This is a genomic window from Streptomyces sp. NPDC093546 (genome assembly GCF_044765045.1).
In the GTDB taxonomy this organism is placed as follows: domain Bacteria; phylum Actinomycetota; class Actinomycetes; order Streptomycetales; family Streptomycetaceae; genus Streptomyces.
The window spans coordinates 1-16978 of sequence record NZ_JBIWJG010000011.1; the positions used below are offsets into that span (position 1 = coordinate 1).

Sequence of the window (16978 nt, forward strand, 5' to 3'; positions counted from 1 at the left end):
AAGGAACCTCGCCATCCGAAGATGGACGGGGTATCAACTAATCTGGCGTTGATTTTTGGCACGCTGTTGAGTTCTCAAGGAACGGACGCTTCCTTCGTACTCACCCTCTCGGGCTTTCCTTCGGGCGCTTCCCTTCGGTGTTTCCAACCTTACCAGATTCTTTTTCCGTTCCGTTTCCGGTCGGATTCAGTTTCCGGTGGCCGTTGGAGGGCCTTTGCCTTTCGGCTGTTCCGACTTTATCAGAATCATTTGGGCCGACCTAATCGGCTTCGTGATTCGAATGGGAATCGGAGTGGCTCCGCGGGAATCGCATTCCCGTAGTGGAGCGAGATCGAGATTAACTCCTGCGCTCGAGCTTGTCCAGCTCCACGCAACCGTTTAAATCTACCTCCCCACCAGCTCCGTGTCAACGGGTCCGGCGGGCGATGAGGAGACTAGCAGGTCAGAGGGGCTGCTCGCACATCAAGCGGCCGTCGGGAGTTCGGCGCTGCGTTCGGCGGCGTCCACGTCGCCCGTGTCGCCGGCTCGGGCCGCGCGGCCGCCGAGGACGTAGACGTACAGGAGAAACGCCAGCTCAGCGGCGATGCCGATGGTGATGCGGGCCCATGTCGGAAGGCCGGAAGGGGTAACGAAGCCTTCGATCACGCCGGATACGAAGAGGACCAGCGCCAGGCCGATGGCCATGCCGACCGCGGCGCGTCCCTGCTGGGCGAGGGCCGTGCGACGGGACTGGGGGCCCGGGTCGATGAGGGTCCAGCCGAGGCGGAGGCCGGTGCCGGCGGCGACGAAGACGGCGGTGAGTTCGAGCAGGCCGTGGGGGAGGACCAGGCCCAGGAAGGTGTCGAGGCGGCCGGCGGAGGACATCAGGCCAATGCCGATGCCGAGGTTCAGCATGTTCAGGAACAGGATTCCGAGCACCGGGAGGCAGAGGAAGGCCCCCAGGACCAGGCACAGGGCGGCGGCCTGGGCGTTGTTCGTCCAGACCTGGGCGGCGAAGGAGGCGGCCGGGTGGCTGGAGTAGTACGTCTCGTACTGGCCGCCGGGGCGGGTCATCTCCCGCAGTTCGGAGGGGGCGGCGATGGCTGACTGGACCTCGGGGTGGGTGCCGATCCACCAGCCGATGATCGCGGCGACGAGGGTGGAGAGGACGGCCGTCGGGATCCACCAGTGGCGGGAGCGGTAGACCGCGGCCGGGAACCCGGCCGTCAGGAAGCGGACGGCGTCGCGCCAGGACGCACGGCGGGTCCCGGTGACGGTCGCGCGGGCGCGGGCCACGAGCTGGGTGAGTCGGGCCGTGAGCATGGGGTCGGGCGCGCTCGACTGGATCAGGGAGAGATGGGTCGCCGTGCGCTGGTAGAGGGCGACGAGTTCGTCCGCCTCGGCGCCGGTGAGGTGGTTGCCGCGGCGCAGGAGCTGGTCCAGGCGGTCCCACTCGGCTTGGTGGGCGGTGACGTAGACGTCGAGGTCCATGATCGGCTGCTGCTCCAGGCACTCGGTGCGTACGGGCGTGCGTGCGGGTCCACTGCGGCGGCGCGCTGATGGTCAGCTTGGCAGACTGGGGTTCGAAGGGGTCGGGGAAGGGCGAAGAAGGGTGGGCGGCATGAGCGGGGTTGTGACGGGGGACGCCGTCGTACTCGGGTTGCAGCCCGCCAGGCTGCCGAGCCGGGCGCTCGCCCTGCTCATCGATCTGGTGGTGGTGTGGGCGGCGTATCTGCTCATATCCGTGGGGCTGGCGATCGCGACGGCGTCGCTGGACGAGGCGGCTGTCATGGCCGTGTCGATAGCAACGTTTCTGCTCGTACTGGTGGGTGCGCCGATCGCGGTGGAGACGCTGACGCATGGGCGCTCGCTGGGGAAAGCGGCGTGCGGGCTGCGCGTGGTGCGGGACGACGGGGGGCCGATCCGGTTCCGGCACGCGTTGGTGCGCGGGGCGATGGGGGTGGTGGAGATCCTGATGACCTTCGGGGTCGTCGCGTGTATCGCCTCGCTGGTGTCGGCGCGGGGGCGACGGATCGGCGATGTCTTCGCGGGGACGCTGGTGGTACGGGAGCGGGTTCCCGCGGCGCGGGCGACGGCTGTGCCTCCGCCGCCGCCTTGGCTGGTGGGGCGGTTCTCGCAGCTTGATCTGTCCGCGGTGCCGGACGACCTGTGGCTGGCGATCCGGCAGTACCTGACGCGGATGCGGCAGCTCGACCCGCAGGTGGGGCGCGAGCTGGCGGAGCGGCTCGCCGACGATCTGGTGGCGAGGACGGGGACGCCTCCGCCGGCGGGGGTACCCGCGGCGGACTATCTGGCCGGTGTGGTGAGCGAGCGGCAGGCGCGGGAAGCTCGGCGTGCTTTCTCGCCCGCTGGTACTGCTCCTGCTGCTGGTGGTGGTGCGGGCTCGGGTGTACGTGCCGTTACGGGCCCGGGGGCCGGCGGCGGTGTGGAGGGCGCCGGCGAGCGGAGCGCACGGGCGACGGGGTTCGCGCCGCCCGCGTAGGGCTCAGGAGAAGACCGACGGCGGGGTGTCGAGGTCTTCCAGCTCGATTCCGGGGGCTGCGAGCACGACGTCGCCGGCGATGTGGATCATGTGCTGTTCGCCTGTGTCGAGGGCGCTGACCTGGTACTCGTCCACGGTCAGGGGGCCGTTGTCAGTGGTGTGCGCTTCACTGTTCACCAGGGCCCACGACTGGTCGACGGTGAGCGGTGCGAGCACCGGGTCCGTGAACGCCAGGAGGCGGACGCGGGTCGCGGGGGAAGAGGGGGTGAGGCGCAGGAGACGCGAGATCGCGATGAGGAACGCCGGTGAGGTGCCGGTGAAGGCATGGGCGCGCACATTGCCTTCGGTGGCATGCGTGCCGGTGGGGTCGGTACGGACCCAGGTGACGCCGTCGAGGGCGGCGCCGCGGACCTGCCAGCTCGCGGCGTGCAGCTCCAGGCGGATGGGGCGGCCGAGTTCGTCGATGGCGAGGTCGACCGAGCCTGCATGAGTGCCGGAGGGGGTGGTGATCTGGGATACGTAGCGCCAGCCGGAAGGGCCTGGGGCGCAGTGGAAGTGCTCGTCGCCGAGGGGGGTGTGATCGTGCGGATCATGGAGCGAATAACGGCCGCGGGGCATGGGTCTTCGGGTCCTTGGGGTCGGCGTTAAGGAGCCCGCGTACGAGGCAAGCCCCCGACACGGGGGTGCGGGGGCCTGCCTTGGTGCGTGCTGCTGCTCTGACCGGCTGAGCCTGCTACTGCTCCCTGCTGCCTGCCCCGGCCGCTGCCGATGCACCAGTGCACGGGTGTCTTCGGCGGTGGCCGGTGGGCCGGCGCGTAGGGATCAGTAGCGGTAGTGGTCCGGCTTGAAGGGGCCGTCGACCTCGACGCCGATGTAGGCGGCCTGCTCGGGGCGGAGCTTGGTGAGCTTCACGCCGAGCGCGTCGAGGTGGAGACGGGCGACCTTCTCGTCAAGGTGCTTCGGCAGCACGTAGACGTCGGTCGGGTACTCCTCCGGCTTCGTGTACAGCTCGATCTGGGCCAGGGTCTGGTCCGCGAAGCTGTTGGACATCACGAAGGACGGGTGGCCGGTGGCATTGCCCAGGTTCAGCAGACGGCCCTCGGACAGCACGATGATCTTCTTGCCGTCCGGGAAGGTCCAGGTGTGGACCTGCGGCTTGACCTCGTCCTTGACGATGCCCGGGACCTTCGCGAGGCCGGCCATGTCGATCTCGTTGTCGAAGTGACCGATGTTGCCGACGATCGCCTGGTGCTTCATCTTGGCCATGTCCGAGGCCATGATGATGTCCTTGTTGCCGGTCGTGGTGATGAAGATGTCGGCCTGGTCGACGACCTCGTCGAGGGTGGTGACCTGGTAGCCGTCCATCGCCGCCTGGAGCGCGCAGATCGGGTCGATCTCCGTGACGATCACACGGGCGCCTTGGCCGCGCAGGGACTCCGCGCAGCCCTTGCCGACGTCGCCGTAGCCGCAGACGACCGCGACCTTGCCGCCGATCAGGACGTCGGTGGCGCGGTTGATGCCGTCGACGAGCGAGTGGCGGCAGCCGTACTTGTTGTCGAACTTCGACTTGGTGACCGCGTCGTTGACGTTGATCGCCGGGAACAGCAGGGTGCCGTCGCGGTGCATCTCGTACAGGCGGTGGACACCGGTCGTGGTCTCCTCCGTCACGCCGCGGATCTCCGAGGCGAGACGGGTCCACTTCTGCGGGCTCTCCGCCAGGGTGCGGTTCAGCAGACGCAGGATGCAGGCGTACTCCTCGCTGTCCGCGGTGGACGGGTCCGGGGCCTCGCCGGCCTTCTCGAACTCGACGCCCTTGTGGACCAGGAGGGTGGCGTCACCACCGTCGTCCAGGATCATGTTCGGGCCGCCGGTCGGGGTGTCCGGCCAGGTCAGCGCCTGCTCTGTGCACCACCAGTACTCCTCCAGCGTCTCGCCCTTCCAGGCGAAGACCGGGATGCCCTGGGGGTTGTCCGGGGTGCCGTTCGGGCCGACCGCGATGGCGGCGGCGGCGTGGTCCTGGGTGGAGAAGATGTTGCAGGACGCCCAGCGGACCTGCGCGCCCAGGGCGACCAGGGTCTCGATGAGCACGGCGGTCTGCACGGTCATGTGCAGCGAGCCGGTGATGCGGGCGCCCGCCAGCGGCTGGGCCTCGGCGTACTCCTCACGGATCGCCATCAGCCCCGGCATCTCGTGCTCGGCGAGGGTGATCTCCTTGCGGCCGAACTCGGCCAGGGAGAGGTCGGCGACCTTGAAGTCCTGTCGGTTGGCGACAGTCGTCATTGTTGAGCTGCTCCTCGTGTTGGGTCGAGGGTGGGTACGGCTGGCTCTGCGTGTGACGGGCACAAGGATGCCCGGGCACGCGCAGTGCAGTCGTCGGAGGCCCTCTCTCCCTCGGCCGGTCCGTCGGGGACCGCCCGACCGCCATCAGCAGCGACGTCTGGCTGTGTCACGAATCTACACCGATCGGTCCGGCGTCCCACAGTCCGGCCGGGTGTGGGATTCGGCCACTTCCGGCCGTGAGCGCGGCGCGAAGGCCCCCGCGCGCGGCTGCGTGCGGGGGCCTTCCGGGGGTTTCGGGGCTTTCGGGGCGACGATCAGTGGGCGGTGCCCGGGCCGCCGGGGGCATTGACGGGGTCGGCGCCCGCCGCCGCGGCGGTCTCGTTGTAGATGTCCGGCTCCAGGTAGATCACGCGCGCGATCGGGACGGCGGCGCGGATCCGCTCCTCGGCGGCGTCGATGGCCGCCGCGACCTCGGCGGCGGTGTTGTCGTGCCGGACGGCGATCTTCGCCGCGACCAGCAGCTCCTCGGGGCCGAGGTGGAGCGTACGCATGTGGATGATGCCGGTGACGGTGGTGCCGTCGACCAGCGACTCCTCGATCTTCTTCACCTCGTCGACGCCCGCCGCCTCGCCGAGGAGCAGCGACTTCGTCTCGGCGGCGAGAACGATCGCGATCAGGATCAGCAGGATGCCGATGCAGAGCGTGCCGATGCCGTCCCAGACGCCGTCACCGGTCACCAGCGCCAGGCTCACGCCCACCAGGGCCAGGATCAGGCCGACCAGCGCGCCGAGGTCCTCCAGGAGGACGACGGGCAGCTCCGGGGCCTTGGCGCGGCGGACGAACTCCTTCCAGGAGAGGTTGCCGCGGATCTGGTTCGACTCCTTGATGGCCGTACGGAAGGAGAACGTCTCGGCGATGATCGCGAAGACGAGGACGCCGACCGGCCAGTACCAGGCCTCGATCTCGTGCGGGTGCTTGATCTTCTCGTAGCCCTCGTAGATGGCGAACATGCCGCCGACCGAGAAGAGGACGATCGAGACGAGGAAGGCGTAGATGTAGCGCTCCCGGCCGTAGCCGAAGGGGTGCTGCGGCGTGGCCTCGCGCTGTGCCTTCTTGCCGCCGAGGAGCAGCAGGCCCTGGTTGCCGGAGTCGGCGAGGGAGTGGACGCTCTCCGCCAGCATCGACGACGAACCACTGAAGACGAATGCCACGAATTTGGCCACCGCGATCGCGAGGTTCGCGGCGAGCGCCGCCACAATCGCCTTGGTTCCGCCTGACGCGCTCATGCGTGCGGGTGTCCCTTCGTTGGTCCTTGCGGGGGGTGGTGGTTCGTACGGCCGCACATTGTTGCAGCAGCCGGGGCGGAGGGTGCGTCAGGCCACCGCTCACGCCACCACGGTGGCGCGGAAGATCGTGCCCGTACCCGACAGTTCGGTCTTTTCACCGGCCGGGACGAAGACGGACTGGCCCGGGGTGAGGGTGAGGGCGTTCGCCCGGGGGGCGCCCGCGGTGGCGAGGAGGATCTGGGGGGTGTGGGCGGTGATGTCGACGGGGGCGGCGCCTTCGGCCCGTACGTAACGGGAGAGGCGGAAGTCGTCGACCGGCGTCTCGTAGACCTCCTCGCCGGACACGGGCGAGACCTCCGGGCGCAGGATCAAGGGGTTCCCGGCCTCGAAGCGGACGACACGGAGCAGCTCCGGGACGTCGACGTGCTTGGGGGTGAGGCCGCAGCGCAGGACGTTGTCGGAGTTGGCCATGATCTCGACGCCGAGGCCGCTGAGGTACGCGTGCGGGACTCCGGCGCCGAGGTAGAGCCCCTCGCCCGGCTGGAGCCGTACGTGGTGGAGCAGCATGGCGGCGATGACGCCCGGGTCGCCGGGGAAGTGGTGGGCCAGGGTGGCGTACGGGGCGTGGGGGCCGCCGAGGCGTTCGCAGGCGGCGGCGGCTTCGGCGACGGTGGCCGCCATCTCGGTGCGGTCGGCCGACAGCACCGCCGTGAGGACCTCGCGCAGGGCGGCGTCCGCGGGGTGGGCGTGCAGGAGGTCGGCGTACGGCTTGAGGGAGTCGACGTCGAGGGCGGCGAAGAGCTCGGCGGTGTGGTCCGGGTCGCGGAAGCCGCACAGTCCCTCGAAAGGGGTGAGGGCGCAGAGCAGTTCGGGTTTGTGGTGGGCGTCCTTGTAGTTGCGGTGCGGCGCGTCGAGGGGGATTCCGGCGCGCTCTTCGGCGGCGTACCCCTCCTGGGCCTGGGTGAGGTCGGGGTGGACCTGGAGGGAGAGGGGGGCGGCGGCCGCGAGGAGTTTGAGGAGGAAGGGGAGGCGGGGGCCGAACGCGGCGACGGTGGCCGGGCCGAGCTCCCGCTCCGGGTCGGCGTCGATGAGGGCGGAGAGGGGCAGCTGTTCACCGGCTCCGGCGCCGCCGGTGCGGGTGACGCGGGAGGGGGCGCCGGGGTGGGCGCCCATCCACACCTCGGCCTGGGGCTCGCCGGTGGGGGCGGTGCCGAGCAGTTCCGGGATGGCCGTCGTGGAGCCCCAGGCGTAGGGGCGGACGGTGTTGGAGAGGCGGTCCATGGTCTTCGCTTTTCTCGGGCTTTTCTCGTCCGTCGCGTGGGTTGCCGGGTCTAGGGGGTGGGGGAACCCGACGCCAGTGCCAGGTAGACGGCCGCGAAGTCCGTCACGGCGAGCAGCTCGGCCAGGGCTTCGAGCTCGGTGCCCTCGTCCGGTTCGAGTTCGCTGACGGCCGTGTCGTGGCTGAGCGCGAGTTCGCGGGCGGCCGGTGCGGCGGTGAGGCCGCCCACGGAGTGGTCGCGCAGCAGCACGACCCGTGCCCGCAGGGCCTGCGCCTCCTCGACGCGGTCGCGGAAGAAGTCGTCGAGGTCGGCGCCGGCGGCGTAGTCGCCCTCTAGGAGGATGCCGTGGGCCGGGAGCGCCTCGGGGAGCTCGGCGGCGAGGGCGGGGCGGCCGGCGAGCTCGGACAGGACGGCGGCGAAGCGGCGGCCGACCGGGGCGGCGGTCGTCCCCTCGGTCCAGACGAGGGGCAGCGTGTCGGCGAGCTCGGCGGCGAGCGTCTTGGCGGGGTTGCTGTACGTGGCGACGGCCGGGCCGCAGCGTTCGGCGGTGGTGTCGAGGCGGTCGGCGACCTTCTGGACGGCGTCCGCGGGGGCGGTGATCAGGCCGACGCGGTCGAGGAGCGCGAGCAGCGGCGTGAACAGGGCCCAGAGGGCGCCGGAGCTCGCCGCGTGCGTCTCCTGGGAGAGCTCGTGGGGCGTGGTCGCCATCGGGACGACGAGGCCGTGGCGGTCGCCCACGGCCTCGGAGAGCGGGGAGCTCTGCGGGGCGACGGCGACGACGGTGGCGCCGCGGCGGTACGCCTGCTCGGCGAGGAGGGCGAGGCCGGGTTCGCTGCCGTCGACGGTGACGATGAGGAGCAGGTCCACGGAACCGGCCCACCCGGGGAGCGCCCAGCGCAGGGCGCCGGCGGCGGGCGCCACTCCGGTGGAGTGCAGGTGGGCGACGGGTGCGGAGGCGCCGGCGAGGGCGGCGACCAGGTCCGCGACGCCGGCGGCGGCGGTGCCGGGGCCCGCGACCAGCACGGCGCGCGGGCGGCCCTCCGGCTGCAGCTCGGTGACGCCCGCCTCGGCGGCGTGACGCGCGGCGGTTCGTACGCGCGCGCCGGCTTCGGCGGCTTCGCGCAGGAAACTGCGGGTGTCGGCGCGGGCCAGGGCGTCCGGGTCGTCGAGCAGCGACTCGTCGAGCATGGGGTGGGGCCTCCGATCGCCGTGCGGTGAGTGGGGCAGGGTGGCCGGGCGGGTGGGTGGCGGGCCCGTCAGGCCGGGCGGCGGGCCTCGTCGACCAGGAGCACCGGGATGCCGTCCCGTACGGGGTACGCCAGTCCGCAGTCCTTGCCGGTGCAGATCAGCTCGGGGGTCTCGTCCGCGGTGCGGTCGCTGAGCGGCGCGTGGCAGGCGGGGCAGGCGAGGATCTCGAGGAGGCCGGCTTCGAGCGGCATGGGGTGGGTCCCTTCGAGGGTGTCGAGCGTGGTGGTGACCGCGGGATGGTGACCGCGGGGTGTGCGGCGGCTGTGCGATAACGCCACGTCAGCCTACCGCTGGGGGGCGGGCGACGCGGTTTGGCGGGGCGGACCTGGGGTTTCCCCCATCCCGCCCCTTCCCCGAACCGGCGGGGGCAAGCCCCCGGGCCCCCAGGCCGGTGCCCGGCTTACGCGGCGGACCCTGGCCCCCGCCGCGGGCAGCGCGCGGTCAGGCGCCGCGGATCAGGGCCAGGACCTCGTCGCGGAGCTTCGTCATCGTCGGCTCGTCCCTCGCCTCGACGTTCAGGCGGAGGAGGGGCTCCGTGTTGGAGGGGCGGAGGTTGAACCACCAGTCGGAGGAGGTGACCGTGAGGCCGTCGAGGTCGTCGAGGGTGACGTCCGGGCGGGAGGCGAAGGCCTCGCGGACCACGGCGGTGCGGGCGGCCTGGTCCGGGACGGTGGAGTTGATCTCGCCGGAGCCGGCGTAGCGGTCGTACGAGGAGACCAGCGCCGACAGCGTGCCGTCCTGGCCGCCGAGGGCCGCCAGGACGTGGAGGGCGGCCAGCATGCCGGTGTCCGCGTTCCAGAAGTCGCGGAAGTAGTAGTGGGCGGAGTGCTCGCCGCCGAAGATGGCGCCTGTGCGGGCCATCTCCTCCTTGATGAAGGAGTGGCCCACGCGTGTGCGGGCCGGCGTGCCGCCGTTCTCGCGGACGACCTCCGGGACGGACCACGACGTGATCAGGTTGTGGATGACCGTGCCGCCCGGGTGCTTGGCGAGCTCGCGCGCCGCCACCAGGGCCGTGATCGCCGACGGGGACACCGGCTCGCCGCGCTCGTCGACCACGAAGCAACGGTCGGCGTCGCCGTCGAAGGCCAGGCCCAGGTCCGCGCCTTCGGCCACGACGCGGGCCTGGAGGTCCACAAGGTTAGCCGGGTCCAGCGGGTTCGCCTCGTGGTTGGGGAACGTGCCGTCCAGCTCGAAGTACATCGGTACGAGCGTGAGGGGCAGGCCTTCGAAGACGGTGGGGACGGTGTGGCCGCCCATGCCGTTGCCCGCGTCCACGACGACCTTCAGGGGGCGGATGGACGCCAGGTCCACCAGCGACTTCAGGTGCGCGGCGTAGTCGGACAGGGTGTCGCGCTCGCTCACCGTGCCGTGGCGGTCCGCCGCGGCCGGGGCGCCCGCCGACAGCCAGGACTCGACGAGCTCGCGGATCTCGGCGAGGCCGCTGTCCTGGCCCACCGGTGCCGCGCCCGCGCGGCACAGCTTGATGCCGTTGTACTGGGCGGGGTTATGGGACGCCGTGAACATCGCGCCCGGCAGGTCGAGCATCCCCGACGCGAAGTACAGCTGGTCCGTGGAGCAGAGGCCGATCAGGGTGACGTCGGCGCCCTGGGCCGCCGCGCCCCGGGCGAAGGCGCCGGACAGGCCCGGCGAGGAGGGGCGCATGTCGTGTCCGACGACGATCGCCTCCGCGGCCGTCACCCGGACGAACGCCGCGCCGAAGAGCTCGGCCAGCCCCTCGTCCCACTGATCCGGCACCACCCCGCGGACGTCGTACGCCTTCACGATCCGTGACAGATCAGCAGCAGTCACTGCCCAACCCTCCTGCAAGCCTTCAAGCCTTTGAATGAGGAGGAACAACCTACCTACGAGTCGGGGGAGCGCAGTACGCGGAGGTGGCCTCGGCGGCCCACCTCGACCGGATCGCCCGCCCGGCCGCCGGGCTTGCCGCCCGCCTGGGCCTGGGCGGCGCGCTCCCGCTCCTGCGGGCGGGCGGCTTCCCGTACGGCGTTGGCGAGCGCCTCCAGGTCGTCACCGCTGGGGCGGGCGGGGGCGGAGCCGTCCGAGAGGCGGACGACCTCCCAGCCGCGCGGCGCGGTCAGGCGCTCGCTGTGCTCGGCGCACAGGTCGTAGCAGTGGGGCTCGGCGTAGGTGGCGAGCGGGCCGAGGACCGCGGTCGAGTCGGCATAGACGTACGTCAGTGTCGCGACGGCAGGGCGGCCGCACGCGGTGCGCGAACAGCGACGTACAGGGCTCACGATGTTGGACGGTACCGCACTCTTGAGCGGGCCGCGACGACTCTCCACCACGTCACTCGGCCGTGTCGCGGTGTGACGTCCGGCACAGGGCCCTCCGCGGCGGCTTCGCTGACCTGCGCGGGAGGGTGATCGGCCGGGATCCGCGCCGCCGCGCGGGCCGACGCCGGGCGGAACGAATGCGGTCAATACCGGCCGTCTCCACGGGCGACCCCCGTGCCGAATCGATCCCAAGCTTGGCCGGAATGTTCAATAAGCGACAGGGGGGAGGGGGGAGCTACCCTGCGTGAGTGATGGACAGTTCCGTACCGCCCCGCCGCCGCGATCGACACGGCCGCGGCATGCGCGGGCCCGTGGCCCCGCCCCAGGTACCGCTCTCCGCCACCCGCGCGGACACCTTCCGGGATCTGGTGCAGGACTCCGTCGAGCGGCTGGAGCGGCGCTGGCCGCAGCTGGCCGAGGTCGACTTCCACGTCCTGGAGGTGCCCGAGTCCCCGGAGGAGTCCGTACCGCTGGGGGTCTCGCTCCCGGCCGGCCGCGACCGGCCCGCCCGGATCGTCGTCTACCGGCGGCCGGTCGAGCTGCGCGCCAAGAGCCGCGACGAACGGGCCCTGCTCGTCCACGAGGTCGTGGTCGAGCAGGTGGCCGATCTGCTCGGGCTCGCGCCGGAGTCGGTCGATCCCCGCTACGGGCAGGACTAGTGCCGGCCAGTACGGGCTAGTCCTCCAGTACGGACAGGTCCTGGCGGGCCGCCGGGACCTCCACCGTTCCCCGGTCGTCCGTCAGCGTCTGCACGGTGAACATCGGCACGCCGTCGTCCGGCACCGCGAGCATCCGCGCCGCGTGGACCGGGCCGCCCGACACCGTCTCGACCGTCAGGGCGTACGAGCCCTTCAGGCCGGCCGGCACCGGCGGCTCGACCGGGAGCGTCGTACCGGCCTTGACCGTGTAGGTCTTGCTCGCCGGCGTGCCTCCCTCGGTGCCCGCCGACGCCGTCACCTTGACCTGGGCGGTCGCGCTCGGCGCGGTGAGCGCGAGGGTGGTGCCCTCGGCGCGGTTGTCGGCGACGGTCGCCCGCTGCCCGACCGGGCCGGTCGCCGGGATGAACGCGACCTCCTGCTTGTCCCCCTTGCCGCGTACGACGCGCAGGGCCGCGACCACGGGCGTCGCCTGCCCCTTCCCGGCCGGGGACAGGATCAGCGAGCCCGCCTCGCCGCGCGTGACGTCCTTGAGGTCGACGGAGGCGGTCATCCCCGACTTGACGTGGAGCTCGCGGGCGGCGGCCGGGACGATCGTGCCCGTCCCGGTCGCGAGCTGGACCTTCAGGTCGGCGTCGTCCTCACCGGGCGCGTACGCCACCAGCCGTACGGACGTGGCGTCCGCCGGGATCCCCGGCAGCACCAGGGTGGCGGCCGGGTCGGTGGAGGCGGGCAGCCAGTCGCTGCCGGCCGTCTCGTCGGCCGAGCGCACCACCGCGCCGACGCGGCCGCTGCGAGTGGTGACGTGGACGGTGACGTCGGGGACGGCCGGGTCCGTCGTCAGGGTGGACAGCAGCACGGGGACGCTGGACCGGGCCGGGACCGGGATGCCCTCGGCGAGCTGGGACTTCACGGCGCCGTTCGGGCCGAACAGCTCGATGTCGGCGACGACGGCCGTGTCGTCGGGGTTGGTCAGGTGGACGTAGTCCTGGCGCTCCTTGGCGGTGGAGGCACCGGGAAACCAGAAGTCGGTGTCCGGGGCCGTACAGCCGACGCCGAGCAGGCCGCGCGCGCCGCCGGCCGGGACCGTGGTGGTCTGCTGGGTGGTCCAGCCGGGGGCGAGGCGGCCGGAGGCGGTACCGACCAGGGCGGGGGCGTCGCCGCCGTTCGCCTCGGCGGAGACTGGGTTGCCGGGCTGGGCGAGGGCGACCACGGCCTTGTCGGCGGCGGCCGGCTTCTTCGCGGTCGGCTCGTCCTTCTTCTTCGGCGCCGCCGTCGTGTCGTCGCCCGCGGACGCCGTCGCCGGCTTCAGCTCCGCCCGGCCCGCTTCGGCACCCGAAGCGGGACCCGCCGGCGTGAACGACGTGTAGACCGTCTCCGCCACCTCCGAGGTGCTGGGGGCGGGGCACAGCAGGGTGGAGCGCTCCACGGGGAGCCGCGTCGGGGCCTTGGCGGCCGGGGCGGACGCGGCGCCTCCGTCGGGCTCGGTGAGCACGGCGAAGCCGGTGACGGCGGCGAGGGCGGTGGCGGCCGCGAAGAGGGAGAGGGTCGTCCGGTTCACTGGTTGCTGCTCCCGTCGGGACGCTGCTCGTTCTCGTACTCGTAGCCCTGCGGGGTGCCGTTCGGGTCGTACGTGCCGTACGCGTCGTACGTGCCGTACTGGTTCTGCTGGTAGGGGCCCTGGCCGTAGGTGGCCTGCCCCTGTCCGTACGGGTCGTACTGCTGCTGGTCGTACTGCTGCTGCGGGTACTGCTGCTGCGGGTACTGCTCGTACTGCTGTTGCGGATACTGCTGGTACGGGTCGTACTGCTGCTCAGGCTGTGCGTACGGGTACGGATCCGGAACGGGATTCGCATCCGGTACGGGCGCGGGCGCGGGCTCGGGCTCCGGGTCGGGAACCGGGGCCTCCGCCGCTTCCGCCGCTGCCCGCAGGCGGCGCGCCCGGCGGCCGTCGCCCGTGATGTCCTGGGCCGGGATCGCGACGGGCTCCTCGGGGAGGTCGTCGTCGACGTCACGGCGCCGCCCCGGCAGGGCCAGGATCAGCAGCACGACGGCGAGGAAGCACTGGCCCCAGATCCACGCCCGGTGGGTGAGCGGGGTTGCGTACGTCAGGTCGAGGCGGCCGCCCTCGGCGGGCAGTTCGAAGCCCTGGGCCCAGCCGTCCACGGTGGTCTTCTTCAGGGCGCGGCCGTCGAGGGTGGCCTGCCATCCGTCGTCCGCGCGGTCGGCGATCCGCAGTACGCGGCCGGGGCCGCCGGACGGGATCTCGGTGTGCGCTTCGACGGGCCCGGAGGCGACCGGGAGGCGCTCGCCCTTGCCGTCGCCGGACGTGCCCTGGCCGGCCTTGTCGTCGCCGCCCGGGACGATGGTGGCGCGCGCGACCTGGCGGTCGACCCGCCACAGGGCGCTGCCGTCCAGCTGGCTGAGGCGGCTCAGGCCGGGCGTGGCGTCCAGGACGCGGCTCATCTGGCGCGGCGCCCCGTCCCGGACGAGCACGTACCGGATCGCGAAGCCGCTGAGCTGGTCGGACTGGTCGGCGCCGGAGCCCGCCACGAGGTGCGCGACGACCTTGTCGAGGCGGGCGTCGCCGCCGCCGGCCTCGGTCAGCTCGGCGTCACCGAGGCGGGCGCCGGAGCCGCGGACCAGCGTGTACGCGACCTCGCCCGGCGACGTACCGCCGAGGACCAGCGTGCGCGGCTGGTCGCGCGTGTCGGACTCCTCCGCGACGAACGCCGGGACCTGCACCGGGTCGCGCCGCTCCAGGGGTCCGGCGGCGCCGCCGGCCATCCAGCCGGCGGCGGAGAGGACCGGGCCGACGGCGGCGGCGAGCGCGATGAGGACGGCGACGGGCTGACGCCAGCCGAAGCTCTGCGCGGCGACGCGCGTGCGGCCGCCCTCCGCGCCGAGCATGCCGGCGGCGATCAGGGCGGCGCCGTACACGAGGGTCGCGGGGCCGGCCCAGCCGGATCCGGTCGGACCGGAGCCGTTGGAGATGACGGCGGTGACCAGGCCGGTGATCGCGGTCACCCAGGCCGTACGGACGGCGAACTGCCGCTCCCCGCGCAGCAGGGCCGCCAGCGCCGCCAGGACCAGGCCGATCAGGACGAGCCCTCCGACGGTCTTCGGGCCGCCCGGGTCGGCGCCGAGCAGGTCGAGCGCCGTCGCCGTCCCCGTACGGACGTCCGTGCCGGCCTCCCGGAGGAAGGCGGACGGGTCGGTCAGCAGCGACAGCGACCAGGGGGCCAGGACCAGCAGCGGGGTGGCGACGGCCGCCAGGAAGCGCAGGGCGTACGCGGTGATGTCGTCGCGCCGCAGGGCGAGCACGGCGATCCCGAGGACCACGGCGAGCGGCCACACGACGGGCGTGAAGGCCGTCGTGAAGGTGAGCAGGAGGGCGTACGCCCAGGTCGCGCGCCAGCTGCCGCGCGGCGCGTCCGTGCCCGTACCGCCTCCGCGCAGCCCGTGGGCGGCGACGGCGGCGCGCGCGAGCAGCGGCAGCACGACGGCGAGGACGGCGGTGCCGAGGCGTCCGGTCGCCAGGGCGCCGGTCGCGGCGGGCAGGAAGGCGTAGGCGATGGCGCCCCAGGCGCGCAGCAGCCGGGACTCGACGAGCGAGCGGGAGGCGAAGTACGCGGTGATGCCGGCCAGCGGCACCGAGCAGACGAGCAGCACGGTGAGCGCGAGGCCGGTGGAGCCGAGGAACAGCCCGGACAGCGCGGCGAGCACCGCCAGGTACGGGGGCGCGGTCTGGGTGCCGCCGGTGGAGAGGGGGTGCCAGGCGTCGGCGTACCGGCTCCACAGCTCCCCGACTCCGTCGGGGGCGGGCAGCAGGGCGCCGCCCGCGAGGGAGCCGCCGCCGAACAGGCCGCGGCAGGCGACGACGGAGACGAGCAGCAGGAGCGCGAAGAGGACCGGACCCGGCTTGCGGGCGATCTTCTTCAGGCGGGCGAACTGCTCGATCTCCAGGTAGTCGGCGTCGTCGCCGCCCGGCCCGGACTCGACGGCGCCGTGCCGGGAGCCGCCCGAATCGGCTTCGGTGCCCCCGAAGTTGGACATGACCTGTTCGACGGTGGCGCGGACGGTCGCGCCGGGCGGCGGGAACAGCGGCCGCAGTTCGGCCGGTTCGACGGCCCTGCTCTTTCTTCTGCGGCGGGCGGCGATGATCCGCTCGGGCCGCAGCAACGTGCCGAAGAGGCCCATCACTTCGTCGACGGCCTGGCCGGGCGCCTTGCCGACGATGTAGGCGAGGGTGCGCAGGAGGGTGCCGACGACGAGGCGGAGCAGGACGTACGGCAGCGCGGCGCCGCGCGCGTTGGCGAGCAGGGTGTAGACGGCGCCCGCCTTGTCGACGCGGTGGGGGCTGGCGACCGAGCGGCCGACGCAGTCGACGGTGCGGCGCTCGCGGGCGGAGGCCTCGGCGTGGCGCAGGACGGCGTCGGGGGCGACGAGGACGCGGTGGCCGGCGGCGTGGGCGCGCCAGCACAGGTCGACGTCGTCGCGCATCAGGGGCAGGCGCCGGTCGAAGCCGCCGAGCCGCTCGAAGACGTCCCGGCGGACGAGCATGCCGGCGCTGGAGACGGACAGGACGGAGCGGACCTGGTCGTGCTGCCCCTGGTCCTGCTCGCGCCGGTCGAGGCCGGTCCAGCGGCGGCCGCTGTTGGCGATGGAGACGCCCACTTCGAGCAGCTGCCTGCGGTCGTACCAGCCGCGCAGCTTGGGCCCGACGATCGCGGCGTGCTCGTCGGCGTCGGCGACGCGCAGCAGTTCGGCGAGGGCGTCGGGGTCGGGGGCGGAGTCGTCGTGGAGGAGCCACAGCCACTGGACGGGCTCGCCGTGCGGGAGCTCCGGCAGGTCGTACGCGTCGTCGCGCCAGGTCCGGCTGACCGGGTCCCAGCCGCTGGGCCGCTTCAGGTACGGCAGGTCGTCGGGGCCGAGGACGGGGGCCGTGCGGGCGGCTTCCTCCACGGCGGCGCCGAAGCCGGTGCGGCGGGCGAGGTGCAGCACGCGCTCGTCGCCGATGGCCTCGGTGACCAGCCGTGCGGAGTCGTCGGCGCTGCCGGTGTCGGCGGCGACGACGTTCTGTACGGGGCGTTCCTGGCCGAGCAGCCCGGCGAGGACGTCCGGCAGCCAGCGTGCGCCGTCGTGGGAGACGAGCACGGCCGTGACGACGTGGCGCGGGAATTCCGGCCCGCCCGCCGAGGAGGCGGCGGACGCGGCGGAAGCGGGGGAAAACGCGGCTGTGGTCGCGGACATCGAGGTACGGGCCCTCCGGCCGGGGGTCGCCCGCTGGGGGCGTGGGAGCGTCTCGGACGGAGCCCCACACTAATGGCTGACACGACGGCGGTCCGCCGCCTGTGGACAGAGCACGGGCGGCGGACCGTTCCTCACGTCTTTTCGTCGGCCTTTTCCCCAGCCACGCGGCACGTCTCTTTGCGTCTTTGCGTACGCGTGT

The 16978-nt window shown here is 72.7% G+C and carries 13 protein-coding genes; 2 read left to right on the top strand and 11 right to left on the bottom strand.

Features of this window, described 5'->3' with window-relative positions; genetic code table 11:
* Positions 1-462 precede the first annotated feature (462 nt).
* Positions 463-1470, bottom strand: coding sequence for a stage II sporulation protein M (locus tag ACIRNI_RS22920; protein ID WP_403553796.1), 1008 nt, complete (start codon positions 1468-1470; stop codon positions 463-465).
* A 130-nt stretch (positions 1471-1600) separates the two neighbouring features.
* Between ACIRNI_RS22920 and ACIRNI_RS22925 the strand changes: the two genes are divergently transcribed.
* Positions 1601-2482 carry an RDD family protein gene (locus tag ACIRNI_RS22925; protein WP_403553798.1) on the top strand — a complete coding sequence of 294 codons (882 nt, stop codon included), beginning with the start codon at positions 1601-1603 and terminating at the stop codon, positions 2480-2482.
* 3 nt (positions 2483-2485) lie between these two features.
* Here the strand turns inward: ACIRNI_RS22925 and ACIRNI_RS22930 are convergent, their stop codons facing one another.
* From ACIRNI_RS22930 to ACIRNI_RS22965, 8 genes are all read right to left on the bottom strand, one after another.
* Positions 2486-3100 carry a hypothetical protein gene (locus ACIRNI_RS22930; protein WP_403553800.1) on the bottom strand — a complete coding sequence of 205 codons (615 nt, stop codon included), beginning with the start codon at positions 3098-3100 and terminating at the stop codon, positions 2486-2488.
* A 204-nt stretch (positions 3101-3304) separates the two neighbouring features.
* Positions 3305-4762 (bottom strand): adenosylhomocysteinase, encoded by a 1458-nt coding sequence (gene ahcY / locus ACIRNI_RS22935; protein WP_403553802.1) that lies wholly within the window; start codon positions 4760-4762, stop codon positions 3305-3307.
* A 314-nt stretch (positions 4763-5076) separates the two neighbouring features.
* Entirely contained in the window at positions 5077-6048 is a 972-nt protein-coding gene (locus ACIRNI_RS22940; protein WP_403553804.1) for a cation diffusion facilitator family transporter, read from the bottom strand.
* 99 nt (positions 6049-6147) lie between these two features.
* Entirely contained in the window at positions 6148-7329 is a 1182-nt protein-coding gene (gene manA, locus ACIRNI_RS22945; protein ID WP_403553806.1) for a mannose-6-phosphate isomerase, class I, read from the bottom strand.
* Between the two features lie 50 nt (positions 7330-7379).
* Positions 7380-8516, bottom strand: a complete 1137-nt coding sequence (locus ACIRNI_RS22950) for an SIS domain-containing protein (protein ID WP_403553808.1) — start codon at positions 8514-8516, stop codon at positions 7380-7382.
* A 68-nt stretch (positions 8517-8584) separates the two neighbouring features.
* Positions 8585-8767, bottom strand: coding sequence for a Trm112 family protein (locus ACIRNI_RS22955; RefSeq protein ID WP_355362308.1), 183 nt, complete (start codon positions 8765-8767; stop codon positions 8585-8587).
* A 250-nt stretch (positions 8768-9017) separates the two neighbouring features.
* Positions 9018-10385, bottom strand: coding sequence for a phosphomannomutase/phosphoglucomutase (locus tag ACIRNI_RS22960; protein WP_403553810.1), 1368 nt, complete (start codon positions 10383-10385; stop codon positions 9018-9020).
* Between the two features lie 53 nt (positions 10386-10438).
* Positions 10439-10879: a DUF3499 domain-containing protein gene (locus ACIRNI_RS22965; RefSeq protein WP_355362330.1), complete on the bottom strand. Its 441-nt coding sequence runs from the start codon at positions 10877-10879 to the stop codon at positions 10439-10441.
* Between the two features lie 242 nt (positions 10880-11121).
* Here ACIRNI_RS22965 and ACIRNI_RS22970 point away from each other — a divergent pair, with 242 nt between their 5' ends.
* A complete protein-coding gene (locus ACIRNI_RS22970; protein WP_355362304.1) occupies positions 11122-11529 on the top strand; it encodes a metallopeptidase family protein in 408 nt (135 codons plus the stop codon).
* A 16-nt stretch (positions 11530-11545) separates the two neighbouring features.
* Here ACIRNI_RS22970 and ACIRNI_RS22975 read toward each other — a convergent pair whose 3' ends face one another.
* Together ACIRNI_RS22975 and ACIRNI_RS22980 are read right to left on the bottom strand one after the other, a co-directional pair.
* On the bottom strand, positions 11546-13087 hold the full coding sequence (locus ACIRNI_RS22975; RefSeq protein ID WP_403553812.1) for a DUF5719 family protein: 1542 nt from the start codon (positions 13085-13087) through the stop codon (positions 11546-11548).
* The gene (locus tag ACIRNI_RS22980; RefSeq protein WP_403553814.1) at positions 13084-16779 is read right to left on the bottom strand and encodes a glycosyltransferase; all 3696 of its coding nucleotides are present in this window, start codon (positions 16777-16779) and stop codon (positions 13084-13086) included. Before ACIRNI_RS22980 ends, ACIRNI_RS22975 begins: the two co-directional genes overlap by 4 nt.
* Positions 16780-16978 lie beyond the last annotated feature (199 nt).

What these genes read in the sequence shown, in the direction of transcription:
- ACIRNI_RS22955 (WP_355362308.1), bottom strand. Translation starts at nt 8,767, where the DNA reads ATGCCGCTCGAAGCCGGCCTCCTCGAGATCCTCGCCTGCCCCGCCTGC.
- ACIRNI_RS22980 (WP_403553814.1), bottom strand. Translation starts at nt 16,779, where the DNA reads ATGTCCGCGACCACAGCCGCGTTTTCCCCCGCTTCCGCCGCGTCCGCC.
- manA (WP_403553806.1), bottom strand. Translation starts at nt 7,329, where the DNA reads ATGGACCGCCTCTCCAACACCGTCCGCCCCTACGCCTGGGGCTCCACG.
- ACIRNI_RS22930 (WP_403553800.1), bottom strand. Translation starts at nt 3,100, where the DNA reads ATGCCCCGCGGCCGTTATTCGCTCCATGATCCGCACGATCACACCCCC.
- ACIRNI_RS22940 (WP_403553804.1), bottom strand. Translation starts at nt 6,048, where the DNA reads ATGAGCGCGTCAGGCGGAACCAAGGCGATTGTGGCGGCGCTCGCCGCG.
- ACIRNI_RS22950 (WP_403553808.1), bottom strand. Translation starts at nt 8,516, where the DNA reads ATGCTCGACGAGTCGCTGCTCGACGACCCGGACGCCCTGGCCCGCGCC.
- ahcY (WP_403553802.1), bottom strand. Translation starts at nt 4,762, where the DNA reads ATGACGACTGTCGCCAACCGACAGGACTTCAAGGTCGCCGACCTCTCC.
- ACIRNI_RS22925 (WP_403553798.1), top strand. Translation starts at nt 1,601, where the DNA reads ATGAGCGGGGTTGTGACGGGGGACGCCGTCGTACTCGGGTTGCAGCCC.
- ACIRNI_RS22970 (WP_355362304.1), top strand. Translation starts at nt 11,122, where the DNA reads ATGGACAGTTCCGTACCGCCCCGCCGCCGCGATCGACACGGCCGCGGC.
- ACIRNI_RS22920 (WP_403553796.1), bottom strand. Translation starts at nt 1,470, where the DNA reads ATGGACCTCGACGTCTACGTCACCGCCCACCAAGCCGAGTGGGACCGC.